This is a genomic window from Paludisphaera soli, assembly GCF_011064595.1.
Taxonomy (GTDB): Bacteria; Planctomycetota; Planctomycetia; order Isosphaerales; family Isosphaeraceae; genus Paludisphaera; species Paludisphaera soli.
Genome location: NZ_JAALJI010000002.1, coordinates 53,592 through 72,817 on the forward strand (window position 1 = coordinate 53,592; position 19,226 = coordinate 72,817).

The 19,226-nt window shown below is 70.0% G+C and carries 17 protein-coding genes; 12 read left to right on the forward strand and 5 right to left on the reverse strand.

Features of this window, described 5'->3' with window-relative positions:
• Positions 1 to 78: 78 nt before the first annotated feature.
• Together G6O68_RS03115 and G6O68_RS03120 are read left to right on the forward strand one after the other, a co-directional pair.
• A complete protein-coding gene (locus G6O68_RS03115; protein ID WP_165244733.1) occupies positions 79 to 576 on the forward strand; it encodes a hypothetical protein in 498 nt (165 codons plus the stop codon).
• 94 nt (positions 577 to 670) lie between these two features.
• Positions 671 to 1,750 carry an ankyrin repeat domain-containing protein gene (locus G6O68_RS03120; RefSeq protein WP_165244735.1) on the forward strand — a complete coding sequence of 360 codons (1,080 nt, stop codon included), beginning with the start codon at positions 671 to 673 and terminating at the stop codon, positions 1,748 to 1,750.
• A 79-nt stretch (positions 1,751 to 1,829) separates the two neighbouring features.
• On the opposite strand, the gene G6O68_RS03125 is transcribed toward G6O68_RS03120, so the two are convergent.
• The 3 genes from G6O68_RS03125 to G6O68_RS03135 all read right to left on the reverse strand — a co-directional run bounded on the left by G6O68_RS03125 (position 1,830) and on the right by G6O68_RS03135 (position 5,458).
• Positions 1,830 to 3,152, reverse strand: a complete 1,323-nt coding sequence (locus tag G6O68_RS03125) for a 6-phosphofructokinase (protein WP_165244737.1) — start codon at positions 3,150 to 3,152, stop codon at positions 1,830 to 1,832.
• Positions 3,153 to 3,339: 187 nt separating this feature from the next.
• Positions 3,340 to 4,047: a hypothetical protein gene (locus G6O68_RS03130; protein ID WP_165244739.1), complete on the reverse strand. Its 708-nt coding sequence runs from the start codon at positions 4,045 to 4,047 to the stop codon at positions 3,340 to 3,342.
• Between the two features lie 37 nt (positions 4,048 to 4,084).
• Complete coding sequence (locus G6O68_RS03135; protein ID WP_165244741.1) at positions 4,085 to 5,458, reverse strand: alpha-L-fucosidase; 1,374 nt, start codon at positions 5,456 to 5,458, stop codon at positions 4,085 to 4,087.
• 234 nt (positions 5,459 to 5,692) lie between these two features.
• On the opposite strand from G6O68_RS03135, the gene G6O68_RS03140 reads away from it, so the two are divergent.
• The 3 genes from G6O68_RS03140 to G6O68_RS03150 all read left to right on the forward strand — a co-directional run bounded on the left by G6O68_RS03140 (position 5,693) and on the right by G6O68_RS03150 (position 8,180).
• The gene (locus G6O68_RS03140) at positions 5,693 to 6,934 is read left to right on the forward strand and encodes a DNA polymerase Y family protein (RefSeq protein ID WP_165244743.1); all 1,242 of its coding nucleotides are present in this window, start codon (positions 5,693 to 5,695) and stop codon (positions 6,932 to 6,934) included.
• 88 nt (positions 6,935 to 7,022) lie between these two features.
• Positions 7,023 to 7,445 carry a hypothetical protein gene (locus G6O68_RS03145; protein WP_240911016.1) on the forward strand — a complete coding sequence of 141 codons (423 nt, stop codon included), beginning with the start codon at positions 7,023 to 7,025 and terminating at the stop codon, positions 7,443 to 7,445.
• Between the two features lie 93 nt (positions 7,446 to 7,538).
• Complete coding sequence (locus G6O68_RS03150) at positions 7,539 to 8,180, forward strand: hypothetical protein (protein WP_165244747.1); 642 nt, start codon at positions 7,539 to 7,541, stop codon at positions 8,178 to 8,180.
• 23 nt (positions 8,181 to 8,203) lie between these two features.
• Here the strand turns inward: G6O68_RS03150 and G6O68_RS03155 are convergent, their stop codons facing one another.
• The gene (locus G6O68_RS03155) at positions 8,204 to 9,040 is read right to left on the reverse strand and encodes a YHS domain-containing protein (protein ID WP_165244749.1); all 837 of its coding nucleotides are present in this window, start codon (positions 9,038 to 9,040) and stop codon (positions 8,204 to 8,206) included.
• Positions 9,041 to 9,054: 14 nt separating this feature from the next.
• Positions 9,055 to 11,016 carry a redoxin domain-containing protein gene (locus G6O68_RS03160; protein WP_240911017.1) on the reverse strand — a complete coding sequence of 654 codons (1,962 nt, stop codon included), beginning with the start codon at positions 11,014 to 11,016 and terminating at the stop codon, positions 9,055 to 9,057.
• Positions 11,017 to 11,311: 295 nt separating this feature from the next.
• On the opposite strand from G6O68_RS03160, the gene G6O68_RS03165 reads away from it, so the two are divergent.
• The 7 genes from G6O68_RS03165 to G6O68_RS03195 all read left to right on the forward strand — a co-directional run bounded on the left by G6O68_RS03165 (position 11,312) and on the right by G6O68_RS03195 (position 19,188).
• On the forward strand, positions 11,312 to 12,916 hold the full coding sequence (locus G6O68_RS03165) for a hypothetical protein (RefSeq protein WP_165244751.1): 1,605 nt from the start codon (positions 11,312 to 11,314) through the stop codon (positions 12,914 to 12,916).
• Entirely contained in the window at positions 12,913 to 14,601 is a 1,689-nt protein-coding gene (locus G6O68_RS03170; protein ID WP_165244753.1) for a hypothetical protein, read from the forward strand. The genes G6O68_RS03165 and G6O68_RS03170 overlap by 4 nt, the downstream gene beginning before the upstream one ends.
• A 124-nt stretch (positions 14,602 to 14,725) precedes the next feature.
• Positions 14,726 to 15,058 carry a biotin/lipoyl-containing protein gene (locus G6O68_RS03175; protein WP_240911018.1) on the forward strand — a complete coding sequence of 111 codons (333 nt, stop codon included), beginning with the start codon at positions 14,726 to 14,728 and terminating at the stop codon, positions 15,056 to 15,058.
• A 17-nt stretch (positions 15,059 to 15,075) separates the two neighbouring features.
• On the forward strand, positions 15,076 to 15,591 hold the full coding sequence (locus G6O68_RS03180; RefSeq protein WP_165244755.1) for an NUDIX domain-containing protein: 516 nt from the start codon (positions 15,076 to 15,078) through the stop codon (positions 15,589 to 15,591).
• 90 nt (positions 15,592 to 15,681) lie between these two features.
• Positions 15,682 to 16,374 (forward strand): dTMP kinase, encoded by a 693-nt coding sequence (gene tmk / locus G6O68_RS03185; protein ID WP_240911019.1) that lies wholly within the window; start codon positions 15,682 to 15,684, stop codon positions 16,372 to 16,374.
• The gene (gene holB / locus G6O68_RS03190; protein ID WP_165244757.1) at positions 16,346 to 17,383 is read left to right on the forward strand and encodes a DNA polymerase III subunit delta'; all 1,038 of its coding nucleotides are present in this window, start codon (positions 16,346 to 16,348) and stop codon (positions 17,381 to 17,383) included. Before tmk ends, holB begins: the two co-directional genes overlap by 29 nt.
• Positions 17,384 to 17,511: 128 nt before the next feature.
• Positions 17,512 to 19,188, forward strand: coding sequence for an alpha-keto acid decarboxylase family protein (locus tag G6O68_RS03195; protein ID WP_165244759.1), 1,677 nt, complete (start codon positions 17,512 to 17,514; stop codon positions 19,186 to 19,188).
• The last annotated feature ends 38 nt before the right edge of the window (positions 19,189 to 19,226 follow it).

Genomic DNA, 19,226 nt, shown 5'->3' on the forward strand with positions numbered 1-19,226 from the left:
GAGCCCGGTCGATGCCGACTCGTCGACCGGGCCCCGCCGCTTTCGCCCGAAGCTCGAACAGGACGACGGACGTTGCGAATGAAGCTCCCCGACTTCACCGAGCATTTCCGGCGTGAGGAGGTGAAGCCGCTTCGCTTCCGCTCGCGTCCCGACGGGAACTACAAGCACGAGGTGCACTACCTGTCGGGCTATCTCCACGACGCGCGCTTCACCGCGGCGTCGGTCGTCCGTCGCGGCCAGACGCTCCGCGTCGATTTCGATCGCGACTGCTGGGAACTCGGCCTCGTCCGACGCCCCGCCAGCTCGGAACTCTACATCGCGAAGAGTCGCTTCACGATCGCCCCGGTCGCCGACCTTCGCTGGGATATCGACGATCCTGCGACCCTGACGCGGGAACTCTGGGTCGAGAACATCTACCTCGGACCGGACCACTGGGAGGTGCCGGGTGCCAGCGAACTCGTCCTCTCCGCGCCGCACGGCGGCTGGCGGATGCGGATCGAGATCGACGACGATGTCGCCGACATCCGCCTTCGGGATTTGGAGAAGCCCTACCTCTACTCGTCCAGACAGGGTTGAAATCGCCTGTCGAGAGTTCGGACCAGGACCAGGGACCGGCGGCACCCATCGGATGATCCCTGCCGGTCGACGGGGCCCAATACGAGGATGAGTTATGGAGTATGGCGAGTACCGGTATAACCAGTGGATCGAAGCCGCCCGTCTTGGCGACGTCGCCGCAGTCGCCGCATTCCTCGAGCAGGGGATCGACGTCAACTGGGAGGACGGAGCCGCCCACACGGCGTTGAGGAGAGCCGTACGATGGGGCCGAATCGACGTCGTCCGTCTCTTGCTGGACCGGGGCGCGGACCCGAATGTGGCGAACAGAGAAGGTTACTCGGCGACGACCGACGCGATAGTCGCCGCGTGGAGCGGACACGGCGAGATGCTGCCGCTCCTGATCGCGGCCGGGGGCCGACGCCAGACGCTCCCGGACGCGGTCTGGTCGGGCGACGTCGAACTCGCCTGTACGTTGCTCGATGCGGGGGCCGACGTCGACACGGGAAAGGGGTGGACGTATCACGGGACGATGATCCAAGTCGCCTGCCTCCGTGGCGACCTCGCGATGGTCGACCTGTTCCTGGACCGGGGTGCCGACGCCGATGAGGAGAGTGACATCTGGGAACGTCCCCTGACGACGGCCGCGAAGCAGGGCCACCTGGAACTCGTCCGGCGGCTCCTGGATTACGGCGCGGACATCGACGTCGTCGACACATACGGCCTGAGCGCCCTGTCTCATGCGAGCGTCAGGGGCGATCGGCCCTTGTATGATCTGCTGACCGCGAGAGGAGCCAAGATCCGGATGTTCGACGCCCTGAATGAGGGCGACCTGATCTTGTTCGAGAGTCTGCTCGACGAGAAATTGAAAGAGCTGGCAAAAGACGACGGACACGTCGATCATATCAAGCGTTGGTGTGGACCCCGCCTGGCGGCCTTCGCGGCGGAGGAAGGCAACGTCGCGGTCCTCCGGATGGCGCTCGATCGCGGGGCCGCTTTCTCTCACGATCACGATGACGTCTCACCGCTCGCGCTGGCCGCGAAGGGTGGACATATCGACGCGATGGAGTTGCTCTTGTCGCGCGGCGACGATCCGAATCGCCCTGCCTCTGAGGGCCGCACTCCGCTGGCCCTGGCCTTGAAGGAAGGTCGGGACGAGGCCGTCGCCCTGCTGAGACGCGGGGGGGCGGTGGTCTGACGCAGAAGTTGAATCGAAACCGGCCGCGCTTCCGGGAGGGGAAACGCGGCCGGTGGGTTCGTCCTCGGGGCGTCCTCGCTCAGGAGTTCTGCGAGGATTCCAGCAGGCGGGCGAGCTTCTGGAAGTCGGAGCCCTGCTCGATGAAGCGGACGACGGTGACGAGGGTCTCGGGGTCGATCAGGTTCTCGAACGGGACGAAGTTGAGTTCGAGCTGGCCGGCGGTGGAGATCATGACGCCGTCGTACTGGTTCTCGACCAGGGCGCGGACGGCGCCGACGCCGAGCTGGCTGCCGAGCATGACGTCGAAGGCGTGCGGCAGGGCGCAGCGGGACTCGTAGCCGAGCTGGACGGGGGTGATCCGCCGTTTCTTGCCGGTCCGCTTGGTGTACGCCTTCTCGACCAGGTTGTTGATCAGCCGGGCCATGTTGGTGGCCGCCAGCGACAGGTGGCCGTGCTCGTCGAACTTGGCGCCTTCGAGGTTGGCGCTCGGCAGGTACGAGGCGATGCCCTCGGCCAGGACGACGACGCCGTACTCCTTGCCGACCTCCTCGCGGTCGATCATCAGGTCGACGATCTTCCCAACGAAGGTGTCGATGTTCATGATCTTGCGGACGGTCGACACGCCCGTCTTGGGGTCGGTGACGGTCTCCTCGGTCATGAGGTCGCCGACCATGTCCTCGACGCTCATCACGAGGCTGGCCTCGCTGGCGATGGCGGCCCCGTAGGCGAGCCAGCCGGCGCTCCGGCCCATGCACTCGGCGATGAAGTAGCCGCGGGTGGCCTCGCCGTCGGCCAGGAGGTTCCGGATCTCCTCGGCCAGGGTCTCGACGGCCGTGAAGTAGCCGAAGGTGAAGTCGATGCCGCGGTAGTCGTTGTCGATCGTCTTGGGGACGTGGACGACCGAGATCCGCTTGGCGTCGTCCGGCAGCGTCTGCTGGAAGAGCCGGAACTTGTTGGCCGTCTTCAGCGTGTCGTCGCCGCCGATGGAGACCAGGGCGTCGACGCCCAGCGAGGTCAGCGCCTCGTGCACGGTCCGCAGCAGGGTCGTCCGCTTGGCGTCCTTCAGGTGGTCGGGGTGGGAGACGTCCTTGCCGGGGTTGGTCCGGGCGGTGCCCAGCATGATGCCGCGGGTGTTGCGGGTGCGGCGGAGCCTCTTGGGCGTCAGCAGGATGTAGTCGCGACCCTCCTGCATCGGGTGGTCGGGGCCGAACTCGACCAGGTGGGAGTAGCCGTTCATGACGCCGACGACCTCGACCCCGTGGTTGAGGAACGAGGCGGCGCAGGTGGAGATGACGGCGTTGGCGGCCGGCGCGGGCCCGCCGGCGAAGAGGATCGCCACGCGCTTGATGGTGCGTCCCGTCGACTTGGGGGTGGCGGGGGCGGGGCTCGGGGAGGCGGACATTCAGGACTCCGTCCAGTCTGGCTGGATCTTCAAATAAGCGTTCGGGATGGATGAATCGGACGGCCGCCGGGCGCGTCCCCGCGACGGCGGGTCGGGGCGCTCGCGGGCGGGCCCCTGGAGAGCGGGGGCCGTCCTCCCTCGGTGCGTTCACCGAAGCTCGGGGCGAGGTCTTTCTCGCCCGTCCACGTTAACTTCGGGGGGGGCCGCCGACAAGATTCTTATCCCCCCGCGCGGGCGTCGCGGCGGGCCCGGCGGCCGTCAGGTGGAACCGCGCGTCGGTCGCCGGGGCCAGGGCGCGAAGCCAGTCGTCGGCCATCTTCGCGAGGCGATCGACCGTCTCGCCGCCGGAGCCCCTCGCCAGCGCCGCGACGCGGCCGTGGGGGTCGATCAGGAAGTGCCAGGGGTCCCCCTTCGTCTCGATCCCGAACCTTTCCGGGGCGTCCGCCCCGGCCAGGTAGAGCGGGAGCTTCCCCTTGTAGGCCTCCAGCGCCGCCCGGGCGCGGACGGGTCCAGCCCGGTCGACGGCCGCGACCGCCATGCCGAACCGACGGTCGGGCCCGAGCCGCTTCCACACCGCCTCCAGGGCCGGCAGCACGGGAGACGCCTCGGCCGACTCGGTCGGCAGGAAGACCAGCCAGAGCACCTCCCCCTGCACGCCCAGCAGGAGCCGCGAGCCCGGCTCGTGCAGGTCGGCGAGCCGCGTCGGCGGCATCGGCTCGCCGACCCGGACGGGCGTCGGGAACAGCCCCGGGCCGAACCGGAGCCAGGCCGTCGCCGCCACCAAGGCGACCGTCACGACGGCCAGGACGAGGCTCACCCGGTCGGGACTTCGGCCCTCGGGCTCGCCGCCGGTCCCGGCTTCGTCGTCGTCGGCCCACTCGGGAGCGTTCGCCATGGTCGGACTCCTCGGGCGCGGTTCGGCCTCGTCGTCGTCACTCGACCGGCATCGGCATCGGCACCGTCACCGTGAGGATCGTGTCGAACGGATCGCGGGCGTCTTCCGGGATCGTCAGCTTCACGCCGTCTTCCGCGGCGGTCGTCATCAGCGGGGTCATCCCTCCCAGCGGGAGGACGACGGAAGTCGCCAGGGCCTCGGGGAGCGTCAGGTCCTTCGCGTCGGATCGGAGGACGTGCAGGTAGATCGTCGGCACCTGGCCCTCCGACGCGTCCCGGGCCGTGGTCACGCCCCAGGGTTGCGGGGCGATCGGCCCCTTGCGGGTGCCGTAAATCGCCTTGCCGTGGCCTTCGAGCCAGCGCCCCACCTCCAGCAGCGGGCCGGCGAACTCCGGCCCGATGGTCCCGTCGGGCTTCGGCCCGACGTTGAGCAGCAGGTTCGCCCCCCGGCCGGCCGCCCCCGCGAGGGCCCGGACGACCTGTTCGGGCGTCTTGAAGTGGACGTCCCTGGAATTGTACCCCCACGAGTCGTTCATGGTCAGGCAGGTTTCCAGCGGCAGGGCCGTCGCGGCCTCGGCCTTGTTGAAGCCGGCCGAGTTCTCGCCGGGGAGGTCCTGCTCGAACATCTGGAAGTCCTCGCCCGGGAACGGCGCGACGTGGTGGTTGTTGCCCACCAGCGCGCCGGGCTGGAGTTCGTGGATGAGCTTATACGTCCCTTCCAGGTCCCAGGCGGCCTCGGGGGCGTCCCACCAGCCGTCGAACCAGAGGCCGCCGATCTCCCCGTAGTTGGTGCACAATTCGCGCACCTGCCCCTGGTAATAGGCGACGTACCTCGACCAGTCGCCCTTCTTCTCGCGGCCCGCGTCGTGGCCGGTCTTGCCCAGGGGGAAATAGTCGGGGTGATGCCAGTCGAGCAGCGAGTAGTAGAAAAACAGCTTGATCCGATTCTTGCGGCAGGCGTCGGCCAGCGCCTTGATCGGATCCCTGGCGTAGGGCGTGCCGTCCACCACGTCGTAGTCGGTCAGCTTGCTGTCGTACATGCAGAAGCCGTCGTGGTGCTTCGTGGTGACCGTGATGTAGCGAGCGCCGGCCGACTTGGCGAGCTTCACCCACTCCTCGGCGTCGAACTTGACCGGGTTGAACTGGGGGGGGAGCTTGCGGTACTCGGCGAGGGGGATCTTGTCGTTGTTCATGACCCATTCGCCCTTGCCCAGGAGCGAATAGACGCCCCAGTGGACGAACAGCCCGAACTTGGCGTCCTCGAACCAGCGTCGGGCGCGGGCGTTGGGGGATTCCTCCGGCCTCGGGGCGGGCTCCTCGGCCCGGGCCCTCGGGGCCGCAAGCAGGCCCGCGAACGCCGCCCCGATCACGAACGCCCGCCGGAAGCCGCCGATCCCGGATCGATTCGTCATGGCCGTTCCTCCTGACTCGAAGGCCCCCGCCGGTTCGGAAGGTCGAAGGCGGGAGGCCGCCGACGCTCGCCCATGATAACCCGCGCCGGGCGGCGAGTCGCGAGGCCGCCGACGGCCGCAGACTCGCCCCATCCGTCGCGACCCGCATCCCCGGGCGGCGGTCGCCCTCGTTTCGCGGCTTGTGGGGGGCTTTCCCGCTTGACCTGTTCAAACGTGCAAACTATGGTTTTGTCCATGAGCAAGGAAGGGCGAGAGACGGCGATCGGCCACCTCGACGCGGACTGTTTCTACGTGTCCGCGGAGCGGGTGCGGGACGCGTTCCTGAACGACAAGCCGGTGGGCGTGCTGGGGAACCAGGGGGCGTGCGTCATCGCCAAGAGCTACGAGATGAAGGGCCTGGGAGTGAAGACGGGCGAGCCGATCTGGGAGGCGATGGTGAAGTGCCCGGAGGGGATCTACATCAAGCGCGACTTCCGGTGGTACGAGGTCCTGAGCCGGATGATGCTCGACCTGATGCGCGACGCCTCGCGGAGGGTGGAGTACTACTCGATCGACGAGTTCTTCTTCCGGGCCGAGGTGGGGCGGGGCGAGACGTTCGAGGGCCTGGCGAGGTCGCTCCGGGATCGCATCCAGGAATGCGTCGGCGTTCCGGTGACGGTGGGGATCGCGCGGTCGCGGACGCTGGCCAAGCTGATCTCGGACGCGTCCAAGCCGCACGGCGCCCGCGCCGTGCTCGACGCGGCCGGCGAGGAGCGGCTGCTGGCCGACCTGCCGGTGACCGAGATCACCGGGATCGCCGGCCGTCGGGCGGAGCGTCTGTCGGCCTGGGGTATCACCACCTGCCTCCACCTGGCGCGGGCCGACCGGGCGCTGGTGCGCCGCCTCTTGACGGCCTCGGGCGAGGCGCTCTGGTGGGAGATCAACGGCGACCCGGTGCAGGCGATCAACTGCCGGCGGCCGGCGCACAAGACCCTCTCGCGCGGGGGGAGCCTGGGCGAGGCGACCGACGACCCGACGCTCCTCTACGCCTGGCTGGTGCGGAACGTGGAGCGGCTGATCGAGGAGCTGCGGTACCACCGGGTCGCCGCGGGGCGGTTGAAGCTCGTCGTCCTGTACAAGACCGGCCACTCCGCGGTCGGGCAGCGGACGCTGGCCCTCCCCAGCGATCGGTTCGACGTCCTGCTGGACGCGGCCCGCCCCTGCCTCCGCCAGGCCTGGGCGCGGGGGGCGACGGCCACGCACATGCACCTGATCGCCGAGGACCTCGCCCCCCCCGGCCAGGCCGCCCTGGCCTACTTCGACCCGCCCGACCGTCGCCTCCGCGCCGAGGCCGTCGCCCGGGTCAAGGAGCGGATCAACGGCAAGGTCGGCCGGTTCGCCGTCCGGAGCGCCGCCACCCTCTACCTGCCGGCGATCTACGCCGACGCGGCCAACGCCTACGACATCTGCGACGTCCGCGACAAGATGTGTTTCTGAACCCACCTTCCCGGAAGCCTTTCCCGATCGGTCGTACATCCCCGTGTGCGTCGGAATCTCCCTGGCATGGAGCGAGCTGCCCACGGAAATGATCGGGCGCCACGGACTGGAGCGCCGCCTCCACGAGCGCGGGGGCGAACGCGAGGTCCGCTTCCTGTACCGCGACCGCCGGCCCCGGATCCCGGTCTGGCGCGACGGCCGGCTCCAGGTCGTGCGCTGGGGGAACGGCCGTCGCCAGAGCCGCTTCCTGCCGGCGACCGGCTGGACCTGGCAGGCGACCGTCGAGCAGGGCTACTGGCGGAATATCGGCGCCGTCCGGGTCGAGATCCCCGCCACCCTCGGCTGCGACCGCGGGGTCTGGTTCCGCATCCGCCAGGGCATCCGCGGCATCCTGGTCCCGGACGAGCGCGGGATCGCGGTCGCCTACATGGTCTGCGTCCCGTCCACGCATTATTACCAGGTCATGACCCGCTCGCCGCGCATGCCTCTTTTGATCGACGAGCACATCTGAGCCGCCGGGCGTATCGAGCGCGGTCGTCGCCGGATAGGATGATGGGCGAACCGCGGCCGGGCCGGCCGGGGACACTTCATCGAGGGGCCGGACATGGCGGAATCAGCGGCGGATCAGGGCGGGGGCCGACCGGGCCCGACGAAGAGCGCACCCGTCGGCATGGCGGTCTCGGCGACGCCCGGCCCAGGGGGCCTCGTCACGGCGCGCCGGGCCGGCGAACTGCGCGACATGGGCCTGGACGTCGACCCCCGCAAGGTCGGCGTCCGCGGGGCGCTCCAGCACCTGGCCAAGGCGGTGAACATCGCCTTCCAGACCGACTACGGCGAGAACTACCTGGAGGCGGTCTACCAGGCGGCCGTCGTCAAGCGCGGCGAACTCCACATCATCCACCGCGAGTACTTCGGCTTCGGCGACACTTGGTTCGGCCAGTTCGGCCGCCTGCTCCGCTCGATGGGCCTGACCCTGGAAGGCCCCGACCCCGCCTCGCCCGAGGGCCGGGCGGCGATCATCGAGAAAGGCCCGTCGACGATCCGGGGGATCTTCAACCTCATCAACCGCAAGCTCGACCTCACCGCCGAATACGAGGACCGCGTCCCCGCCTACGTCGAGCAGATGTTCGACCGCCTGGAAGGCTCCGGCATCATCGTCGGCTGGAACCGAGATGACTGGGAGATCTGGACGACCCGCGTCGGCCTCGACATCCGCATCGCCCCTCGCGAGGCCGAGGCAGGCTGACCCGACCGCGCCATGGGGGAGGCTCAGGGCTTCGCCTTCGGCTCCTCCACGTCGCCGGCGAAAGCGTCGTCGTCGCCTCGAGGCCGCCGGGCGGGGGGGCTCGGCTTCTTATTCGCGTTCGCGTCCGGCGCGGGGGCGGCGGCCAGCTTCTTGAGGTACTTGTCGGGAGCGTCCAGGAACTCGTCGCGGCAGCCCGAGCAGCAGATGGGGAAGGTCCGCCCCTCGTACGAGACGGTCTGGGTCGCCGCGCCGCCGGTCACGACGCACTTCGGGGCCTCCGTCGCCGCCGAGCCCGCGGCGAACGTCTCCCCCTCCTTCGTCAGGCCGACCTCCATGGAGCGTGCGAAGGTGCCGCCCCGGGACGCCCGCCGCTCGAAGCCGAGGGTGTAGCGGACGTAATTGCTGTTGGCGCGGAGCGTCAGGCGCTCGGCCGGGCGTCCGGCCGGGACGCCGGTCCGATCCAGCGTCAGGAGCTTGCCCGAGCCGTCGAGCGTCCCCTCGAAAGCGATCGTCCCGCCCCCCGACGCGACGGGGTCCGCCTTGAGGACGTACTTCTTGCGGGCTTCGTCATACCCGAGCGACGCGGACTTGATCTGCTTGTTCTTCTCAAGCTTGACGGTCATCCCGGCCGGCTTGCCGTCGACGAAGCTCCAGGCCCAGGCGTGGGTCTCGGTCCACCCCCGGACGCGCTGCGTGGGATCGTCGAGCGACACCCCCTGCCCCTTCCAACTCCCTACGAGATACTCCAGTGGGGCGTAGGCCGGCGGGATCTCCCGGCCCTCGCCCCCGCGCGACGGCGACGCGAGGGCGACCAGGACGGAGAGGCCGGCGAGGACGAGGGGGGGGAGGGGGCGTCGCATCGTCATCGGTCTCCTCACGGGGTGGGCTTCGCCTCCGGGGTCTTCGCCCGAGGGCCTCGACCCAGGAGGGCCTGCAGGAGGCCGCCGCCGGGACGCGGCTCTTCGCGGAAGGTGCGGCGGTCGAGCGAGTCGCCGACGGGGACGTCGACGTCAATGTAGCCGATCATCATCTCCTCGAACGTCTGGTCGCCCCAGCGCACGGCCTTGGTCGGGTCGGGGTTGCTGGGGTTGTCGGCCGAGTTGTCGAAGTGGGCCAGGCAGTCGATCTTGGTCCCCTTCGGCAGGATCGTCGGCTCCTTCAGGGTGTAGTAGCTCTGCCACCCGAAATCATAGGCCGGGACCGAGAGCGCGACCTCGGGCTCGCCCCCCGGCTTGGTGATCGTGTACGAGAAGTCCTTGCCACGGACGTGCATGTGGGGCATGAAGCTGAGGAGCCGCACCTCCTTCGGCAGGGTCATCGAGGAGGAGACCGGCACGGCGGGCTCGCCGGGAGGGATCACGAAGCGAGGGTTGACGATCGGCAGGGTGAACGCCTCGCGGACGACGGGCTCCTTGGCGAACGAGAGGCCGAGCTTCGAACGATCCTGCCGCACCCGGCCGTTGGGCGTGTAGTGCAGCTCGAAGATCAGGTCGGAGCCGGCGGGGATCTTCTTGGCGGTCCCCGGCGGGAAGACCGACGGCATGTCCCCCGGCGCGTAGCCGCAGAGGTGCGAGCCGCCCAACCCCAGCCGACGCTCCTTCTTATGGTCGTCGACGTACATGAGGATGTGGTGGACGACCGACCGGTCGCCCGGCATGGCTTCGCCGCCACGGATCCAGACGTCCTCGGTGAAGTTGGTGGGGACGCGAAAGCGGACGTATTCGAGCACGCCCTGGGCCGGCACGGTGTAGGTCTCGGGGATCTCGAAGACGACGTCGGGCTCGCCGATCGACCAACCCTCGGGGAAAGTCTTCGGGGCCGGCACGTCCTTCGGGTCGCCCAGCGGGGCCCCCTGGTCGATCCAGGCCAGGAGCGTGGCCCGCTCCTTGGCGGAGAGGCTGCGGTCGTTGGAGAACGAGCCGTGGCGGGGGTCGGCGTGCCAGGGGGGCATGCGGCGGACGTCGACGACTTCGCGGATCATCGCCGAATGCTTGCGGGCGTCGTCGTAGCCGAGGAGCGAGAACGGCGCCACCTGCTTGGGGCGATGGCAGGACTGGCACTTCTCCTGGATGATGACGGCGGCCGAGGCGTAGGTCACCTGGCCGACCTCTTCCACCTTCCCCTCAATCGCCTCGCGCGCCGAGCGGATCTCGGCCGACGGGGCCCGGACGCGGGAGACGTTGGCCTTCTGCGCGGCCTTGGGCTCCGCCTTCTGGATCAGGCAGCCGGCGACCTCCGTGGCCGCGACCTCGATCGGCCCCTTGGCGACGACGGCGTCGAGCGCCTCGCGGAGGTAGTTGCGCTCGGGGGCCGGCTTCCGCGAGCCGACGACGTACTGGTCGTCGATCGCTCCCCGATAGCGGATCCGCGCCATGCCGTCGAGCACGAGGACCTCGGGGGTGCGCTCGGCCAGGGCGGAGTCGGCCACGACGTTGTCGCGATCCTTCAGGATCGGGAAGTCGACGTGGAACTCGCGGGCGTGGGCCGCGATCGACTCGGCGGAGTCGCCGGCGTTGGAATTGATCCCGAGGAAGACGATGCCCTTGGGGCCGTATTCCTTGTTCAACTCGACCAGGCGGGGGAGGTAGAGGTCGCCGACCGGGCACTCGGTGCCCAGGAAGACGAGGACCGCGCCGGGCTTGCCCGCGAAGCCGTAGAGGCGGTAGTCGCGCTGGGAGAGGAGGTCTGGGAGGGTGAAATCCGCCATCCGTTGGCCGACCAGGCGGTCGACGGCCAGGGTCGCGGGGGCCTCGTCGAAGGCGACGGCGGGCGACGCCGCGAGGGCGGCGAAGATCGCGAGGAAGGCCCCCGCCAGAACCCGATCGGAACGCAGCATCGATGACTCCCCAGGTACTTCGCGGCGGTCCCCGGCTCGGGACGATCGTAGTGGAGGATAGCCGGAAACGCCCTTGTGCGAAATCGTAATTCCCTATACATGCTTGAGGTGAACGCCCCCGGGAGGGTCCCGCGGGCGCCGTCGTCGCGATCGAACGAGCCGAATCGAGCCGAGCCGGATGGAACCGGAAAGGTCCCCCCGACAGACCGACGCCCCTCGTCCCCCGGCAGACGCCGGGCCGCCCCGGCCCCGCCTTCGCCGGCTCGTCGACGAGCCCCGGAGCGAGACGTCCCGGGTGCTGGGCCCGGTCGGCCGCCTGCTGGCGAGCCGGGCCGTCGGGACTTTCGTCGTCCTGGGCCTGGCCGCCCGCATCGTCCGCTACGCCCAGGGTCTACCCTTCTGGTCGGACGAATGTTTCCTGGCGGTGAATTTCATCCGGCGAGGCTACCTCGACCTGATGAAGCCGCTGGAGAACGGCCAGATCTGCCCCCTGCTCTTCCTCTGGATCGAGCGGACGGCGGCTTCCTGGCTGGGCTTCTCGGAGTGGTCGCTCCGGCTCTTCCCGCTGCTCTGCGGGCTGACTTCCGTGGTCCTCTTCGAACGCGTCGCCCGGCTTCACCTGCGCGGGACGTCGCTGGCGGCGGCCGTGGGGATCTTCGCCGTGAGCGTCCACCCGATCCGCCACGCGGCCGAGGCCAAGCCGTACGCGTCGGACCTCCTCGCCGCGCTGGTGCTGCTCGCGCCGGCGGCCGCCTGGCTGGCAGAACGCGACCGCTCGAGATGTCTCTGGGTCCTGTTGATGGCGCTCCCCCCCGCCCTGGCGGTTTCGAACCCGGCGCTCTTCGCGGCGGGCGGGCTGCTGCTCGCCCTGGCGTGGCCGGTCTGGAAGACGGGGCGCTGGGCGGACCGGACCGCGTTCGTCTGCTGCGGGGTGATGACCGGGGGCCTCTTCCTGGCGCTGCACGTCGGCTTCGGCTCGATCCAGGGGGCGGCGGCGATGGACGGCCTCCGCCGCTACTGGGCCGCCGGCTTCCCGCCGCTGGACGCCCCGACGAACCTCCCCGGATGGCTGCTCTCGGCCCTGACGGGGAGCGTTTTCGCCTATCCCGGAGGGGGTGCCCGAGGGGCGAGCGCGGCGACCTTCCTGACGTGCCTGGCCGGCGCCGCGGCGCTCCGGCGTCGAGGCCGGGCCGCCGTGGCGGCCGCCCTGGCGGCCCCGATCGGCCTAAACCTGATCGCCGCCGCCCTTCACCGTTATCCGTTCGGCCCCGAGGCGCGGCTGGCCCAGTATGCGGCCCCGGCGATCTGCCTCCTGGCCGGGGCCGGCTTCGGCTCGATCCTCGACGCCGTCCGCCGGCCGAGGCTTCGAACCGGCCTGACCTACGCCGGCGTCTCGGCGCTCCTCGCCTGCGCGGCGGCTCCGCAGATCGCGAGTTGGCGCCACCCGTACCGGATGCCCCACGACCGCGAGGCGCGCGAGTTCGCCCGGACCTTCTGGACCGAGGTCGGCCGGGATGCGGTGGCGGCTTGCGCCCATCTCGACTACAACCTCGATCGGCCGGGCTCCTGGCAAGGGCGGAGGGCCTGGTATCTCTGCAACCAGGCCGCGCACTCGCCCCAGCGCCGCGAGGCCGGCGGCCCCCGATTCGAAGAGGTGTCCGAAGCCCGTCCGCTCCGCTGCGTCGTCTTCGACGAGGACCCCTCGACCCCTCACGTCGCGTCGTGGCTGGCCCGGATGCGCTCGGAATACAACCTGCGCTCGATCAGGCCGGTGCCGACCCGATCGACGTTCGGCGACGATTCGAGGCCCGTGGTCGAGACCTACTGGATCTATGAGTTCACGCCGCTCCGCCCGCGGATCGGACGACTCGCACCGATGAACGGAGACCTCCCAGGATGAGCACGGAAGCTCGACGCCTCCCCTTCGAAGCACCGCTGACCCCCTTTCGCATCGGCGGAGGCGATGGCGCGGAGGCGGACGACCGCTGGTTCGAGCGCGTGAGTTGGATTCTAGTCGCGCTCGGGGTCCTGGTCCGACTGGTCCGGTATCTGGTCGACTATCCCATCTGGCACGACGAGGCGTTCCTGGCGGCCAGCCTCTGGGATCGGAGCTTCGCCGACCTCGCGAAGCCGCTGGAATACGGCCAGGTCGCCCCCTGGATGTTCCTGGCGATCGAGCGGCTGTTCGTGCTCGGGCTGGGCTACTCGGAAATGACGCTACGCCTGTTCCCCACGCTATGCAGCATCGCGAGCGTGGTCGTCTTCCGCCACCTGGCCTCGCGCGTGGTCCGGGGCTGGGGCCTCGTCCTGGCGACCGGCGTCCTGGCCTGTGCGTTCTACCCGATCCGCCACGGCAACGAGATCAAGCCCTACGGCTCCGACCTGCTGGCCGCGCTGCTGATCCTCACCTTCGCGGTCGAATACCTCCGAAGGCCGGAATCGAGCCGATGGTGGTGGATCGGCGCGGCGGCGATGCCCGTCCTTCTCGGCGTGTCGTATCCGGCGGTTTTCGTGGCCGGCGGCGTCTGCGCCGCGACGGCCCCCGCGGCGCTGCTCAGGGGGAACAACCGGGTCCGCGCGGGCTTCCTCGCCTACGGGCTGGCGTTGTCGGCGTCGTTCCTGACGATCTACCTGGCGGCGACGGTCTCCCAGCAACGGGCCATGGGGGAGCATTATCGGGTCGGCTACTGGCGCGAGTCGTTCCCGCCGCTCGATCGACCGGCCTGGATCCCGGTCTGGCTGCTCGACCAGCACGCAGGGAACATGATGGCGTATCCGGTCGGCGAGCGCCGGGGCGGGAGCGCGGCGACCCTGGTCTGCGCGATCGCCGGGGCGGCGGCCCTGTGGCGGAGCGGGCGGCGGACCCTGGCGGCGGCGCTTGCGGCGCCGTTCGGCCTGGGGTTGGTCGCCGCCTTCCTCGGGCGATATCCCTACGGCGGCGAGGCGCGAATCATGCAGTACGTCGCCCCCTCGGCCTGCCTGACGGCCGGACTGGGGATGGCGGTGCTCGCGAGCCGGATCCGGCGGCCGGGGCTGGCCCCTCGGATCCCCCGGCTCCTGCTGACGGCTCTGATCCTCCTGGGAGTCGGCCTGATCGCCAAGGACCTGGCCATGCCTTACCGGGTCTTCAAGGACGTCCGGACCCGCGAGTTCGCGCGCTCGTTCTGGACCGAGCAGGCGCGCGGCGCCGACCTGGCCTGTGCCAAGGCGGACCTGGGGCTGGAGATCGACCCGCATACGTGGGAGGCGGGGATGTCGGCCGTCTACCTGTTCCACCAACGGCTCTACTCGACACGACACCGGGCCAAGCAGCCTTTCCGGCTGGAGCCGGGCCGGCAATCGGAAGACCGCCCCCTTCGGCTGGTGCTCTTCCGCGACTACGAGGCCGACGAGCCGGCCGTGCAGTCCTGGCTGGCCGAGATGGGGCGGGACTGGACGCTCCGGTCCTCCCGGTCGTTCGTCGTCGACCCGGCCCCGTCGAAAGAGTCGTGGCTCCGCGACGCCTACGGGGTCTTCGACTTCGTCCCCCGCGGCCCCTCGGCGGCGAGTCGAGATGAAGGACCGGAGGTCGGCCGAAGGTTGTAATTGTGAACGGAACGGTCTGGCCAACGGGCTGACGCAAAGATAAGCTAGAGGATGAAGTGAGCGTGCGGCCGACTCCGCAAGGGGACGGCCTCGCGACTCGGGGCCGACGATATTAAAATTCGACGTGACGGGGTTCGCCATGCGTTTGGCGGCAGTGATCCTGCCCGAGCTGGGGACCGATCCGGACATGCCGATCATCGTCAGCCACTGGTACGCCGGGAGGGGTGACGACGTGTGGGAGGGGGACCGGCTGGTCGAGATATCGGCCGGCCCGCTGACCTTCGACGTCGCCGCGCCCGCGACCGGGCGCCTCGTGGAGATTCGCGGCCGAGAAGACGACCCGGTGACCCCGGGCTCGATCCTCGGCTACGTGGCTCCGAGTGAGGAGCAGGACGGTGGCGACGAGGATTCGGGCCGTAACCGGGGGACCGGCGGTCAGGGCGATGTCACGCGCTAGTCAGGTCGCCGCCGGTCATGACCACGTTTCACGAACGATCCGCCGGAGTCATCCCCTACCATCGCGGTGGGGACGGGACGTATACGTTCCTCGTCCTCCACTCGGCGACGGTGCGGAACCCGCGCGCCAAGTGGGAATTCCCCAAGGGGGGCGTCGAGGCCGGCGAGACGCCCCGGCAGGCCGCCGGCCGGGAGTTCCAGGAAGAGACCAGCCTCTCGGACTGGAGCTTCCGCGACGGCTTCGAGCGGAGCCTGTCGTACACGTACATCCGTCGCGGCCGCAAGGTCGTCAAGACGGTGACCTACTACGTCGTCGAGGTCCGCGAGCCGATCCTCCCCACCCCCTCCCTGGAGCATGTGGAGGACCCCCACGGCCACTGGTTCCACTGGGGGACCTTCGAGGAGATCAACCGCCTCCTCTACCACACCAAGATTCGCCAGGTCTTCGCCGAAGCCGAGGCGTGGCTCCAGGGCGTCGACCACCCCGCCCCGGCGGCCGAGCCCGAGGCCGAGCCCGCCCCCCCCTCCTCCTGAACGGCCAGAGGCCGGCCCGCGCTGCGAGGGCGGCGGGGGCTCGCGATCCGATCGGCGGGGCGTTAGGATCCTGTCAGGAGGACCCCCGACGTGACGACCCTGGACCCCGGCGACGCCACCCCCCCCAGGCCCCATCCCGGCTTCTTCCTCGTGTTCGAAGGCCCGGACGGCGGCGGCAAGTCGACCCAGGCGGCGCGGGTGGGCGACTGGCTCCGTGAAGAAGGCTTCGACGTCGTCGCCTGCCGCGACCCCGGCGGGACACCCCTCGGCGAGCGTCTCCGCTCCGTGATCCTCGCCGACGAGAGCGTCCACCCCTCCATGAGGGCCGAGATGCTCCTCTACATGGCCAGCCGCGCCCAACTGGTCGAGGAGGTGATCCGGCCCTCGCTGCAGGCGGGTCGCGTCGTGGTCTGCGACCGCTTCCTGCTCTCCAATCTCGTGTACCAGGGGGTGGCGGGGGGCCTGCCCCTGGACGAGATCGCCCGCGTCGGCGGCGTGGCGACCGGCGGGTTGCTCCCCGACCTGACCCTGATCCTCGACGTCCCCCCGGACGTCGCCCGCCGACGAACCGGCCCGGCCCGCGATCGGATCGAGAAGCGGCCGGCGGAATATCAGAAACAGGTCCGCTCCGGGTTCCTCGCGGCCGCCCGTCGGGAGGCCGGCCAAACAGCCTTCTATGGCGGCTCAACCGCCTTGATCGACGGCGGGGACGAGGCCGACGCGGTCTTCGCCCGGATCCGGAAGGAGGTGGAGGATGCCCTGGCGCTCGGTCCGAGGTCATGACCGCGTCGTCGATTCGCTGCGGTCGACGGTCCGGTCGGGACGCCTGCCGCACGCCCTGCTCTTCGTGGGCCCCGAGGGGGTCGGCAAGAAGACGTTCGCCCTGACTCTGGCCCAGGCGCTGTTGTGCGAGGAGCGGCCCGAGTCCGACCTCGAACCGTGCGGCACCTGCCCCGGCTGCGTCCAGGTCGAGGCCGGCACCCATCCCGACCTGCTGGTCGTCGGACGTCCCGAGGACAAGCAGGAGCTGCCCATCAAGGTCATCCGGGACCTCTGCGACGAGTTCGGCCTCAAGCCGGCGCGGGGTCTTCGCAAGGTCGCCGTCGTCGACGACGTGGACGCGATGAACGACGAGGCCGCCAACGCCTTCCTGAAGACCCTGGAGGAGCCCCCCCCGGGCGCGGTCCTGATCCTCATCGGCACGTCTCCCGAGCAGCAGCTGGAGACGATCGTCTCGCGCTGCCAGGTGGTCCGATTCGAGCCGCTGCCGCCGGAAGAGCTGGCCTCGTTGCTCCTGGAGAAGGGGGTGACGTCGGAGCCGGCCGAGGCCCTGAAGCTGGCGGCGCTGGCCGACGGCAGCGTCGGCCGCGCGGTGGGACTGGCCGACCCGGAGCTGGGCCGCTATCGCCGCGACCTGATCGACGGCCTGTGCAGCGAGCGCGGCTTCGACCCCGGGGAGCAGGTCAAACGGCTCGACGCGTTCGCGAAGCAGGCGGGCAAGGAGTCGTCCGCACAGCGTCGTCGCGTCCGCCTGATGGTCTGGGAGCTGGCGCGTCTCTTCCGGGGCGTGCTCTGGCAGACCGCCGGCCTGGAGCCCCCCTCGCCCGACCCCGAGGACCGTCGCGCGATCGCCAGGCTGGCCGAGCGCCTGGAGCCGGAAGACGTCTTCGTGCTGGCGGACCGCGCGATGGAGGCCGATTTCCACCTCCAGCGCAACCTCTACATGGCCCTCATCCTGGAGTCGCTCTTCCACGACCTGGCGAAGGTCATCAACCCCAGGGCGCAGTCCTGAGCCGCGGCGGATTTCCGGGCTCGCCGCGATCCGCCGCCTCGTCGGCGGCGTACGAAGCATGTAGCGAAGGCGGACCACCCCCTTCCGGTCGCGCCGACCTTTCCGATCCCGATCCGAGGAGACTCGACATGGCCGAGCCGCCCCTCCCGACGACCAGCGTCGGGCGTTACCTGGTCGACCGGATCGCCGGCCTGGGGGTCGAGCACGTCTTCGGGATCCCCGGCGACTACGTGCTGGGCCTCTACAAGATGCTCGAAGAGAGCCCGATGAAACTGATCGGGACCACGCGGGAGGACAACGCCGGGTTCGCGGCCGACGCCTATGCGCGGGTTCGAGGCCTGGGCTGCGTCTGCGTGACGTACTGCGTGGGCGGCCTCTCGACCGCCAACAGCATTGCGGGGGCCTACGCGGAGAAGTCGCCGGTGATCGTGCTCAGCGGCTCGCCAGGCATGGGCGAACGGGCGCGGAACCCGCTGCTGCATCACAAGGTGAAGACGTTCGAGACCCAGTTCGACGTCTTCCAGCACCTCACCGTCGCCTCGGCCGTGCTCGACCGCCCCGAGACGGCCTTCGCCGAGATCGACCGGGTCCTGGACGCAGCCCTCCGGTTCAAGCGGCCGGTCTACCTGGAGATCCCGCGCGACCAGCTGCACGTCGTCCCGGGCGCTCTCCACCACCGCCGCTCCACAGCCCATCCCAGCGATCCCGACGCGCTCCGCGAGGCCCTCGACGAGACCGAGGCGCTGCTGACCTCGGCGCGGCGGCCGATGATCCTGGCCGACGTCGAGATCCACCGCTTCCACCTCCAGGCCGAGCTGATGGAGCTGGCCGAGGCGACCGGGATGCCGATCGCCACGACGATCCTGGGCAAGAGCGTCGTCGCCGAGACCCACCCGCTGTTCGCGGGCGTCTACGAGGGCGGCATGGGTCGTCCCGAGGTCACCGAGCTGGTCGAATCGTCCGACTGCCTGCTGATGCTCGGCTGCTTCCTCACCGACATCAACCTCGGGATCTTCACCGCCAAGCTCGACCCGTCCCGCTGCATCGACGCGACCAGCGAGGATTTGCGAATCCGCCGCCATCACTACCGCGACGTCCGGCTCGACGACTTCATCCGGGGGCTCATCGAGCGTCGGCTCCGGGTGCAGCGGGTGACGATCCCGGCCAGGACCAATCCGTTCGCGGAGGTCGAGATCGGCCCCGGAGATTCGCCGGCGACTTCCTCCGCGGTCTTCGCCCGGCTCAACCGCCTGCTCACCGAGACCACGGGGACGACGGTCGTCGCCGACGTCGGCGATTCGCTGTTCGGGGCGACCGATCTGGAGATGGAGCGGCACACCGAGTTCCTCAGCCCGGCCTACTACACGTCGATGGGCTTCGGCTTGCCGGCGGCCCTGGGCGCGAACGTCGCCAACCCCGGTTCGCGGGTCCTGGTGATCGTGGGGGACGGGGCCTTCCAGATGACCGGCATGGAGCTGTCCACGATCGCCCGCCACGGCTTCAACCCGATCGTCGTCGTGCTCAACAACCACGGCTACACCACCGAGCGGTTCATGCTCGAAGGGGCGTTCAACGACGTCTTCAACTGGGCCTACCACCGCATCCCCGACGTGCTGGGGACCGGACTGGGGTTCGAGGTGCGGACCGTCGCCGAGCTGGACGACGCCCTGGCCCGGGCGTGGGCGAACACCGCGAGTTTCAGCCTGATCAACATCCACCTCGATCCGTACGATCACAGCCCCGCGCTGGAGAGGCTGGCCCTCCGGATGGCGACCCTGGTGGACCGTCGGCCCGAGGCCCCCTGATTTCTCGGCGGGCCGACCTTCGAAACGCCGACGGGCCG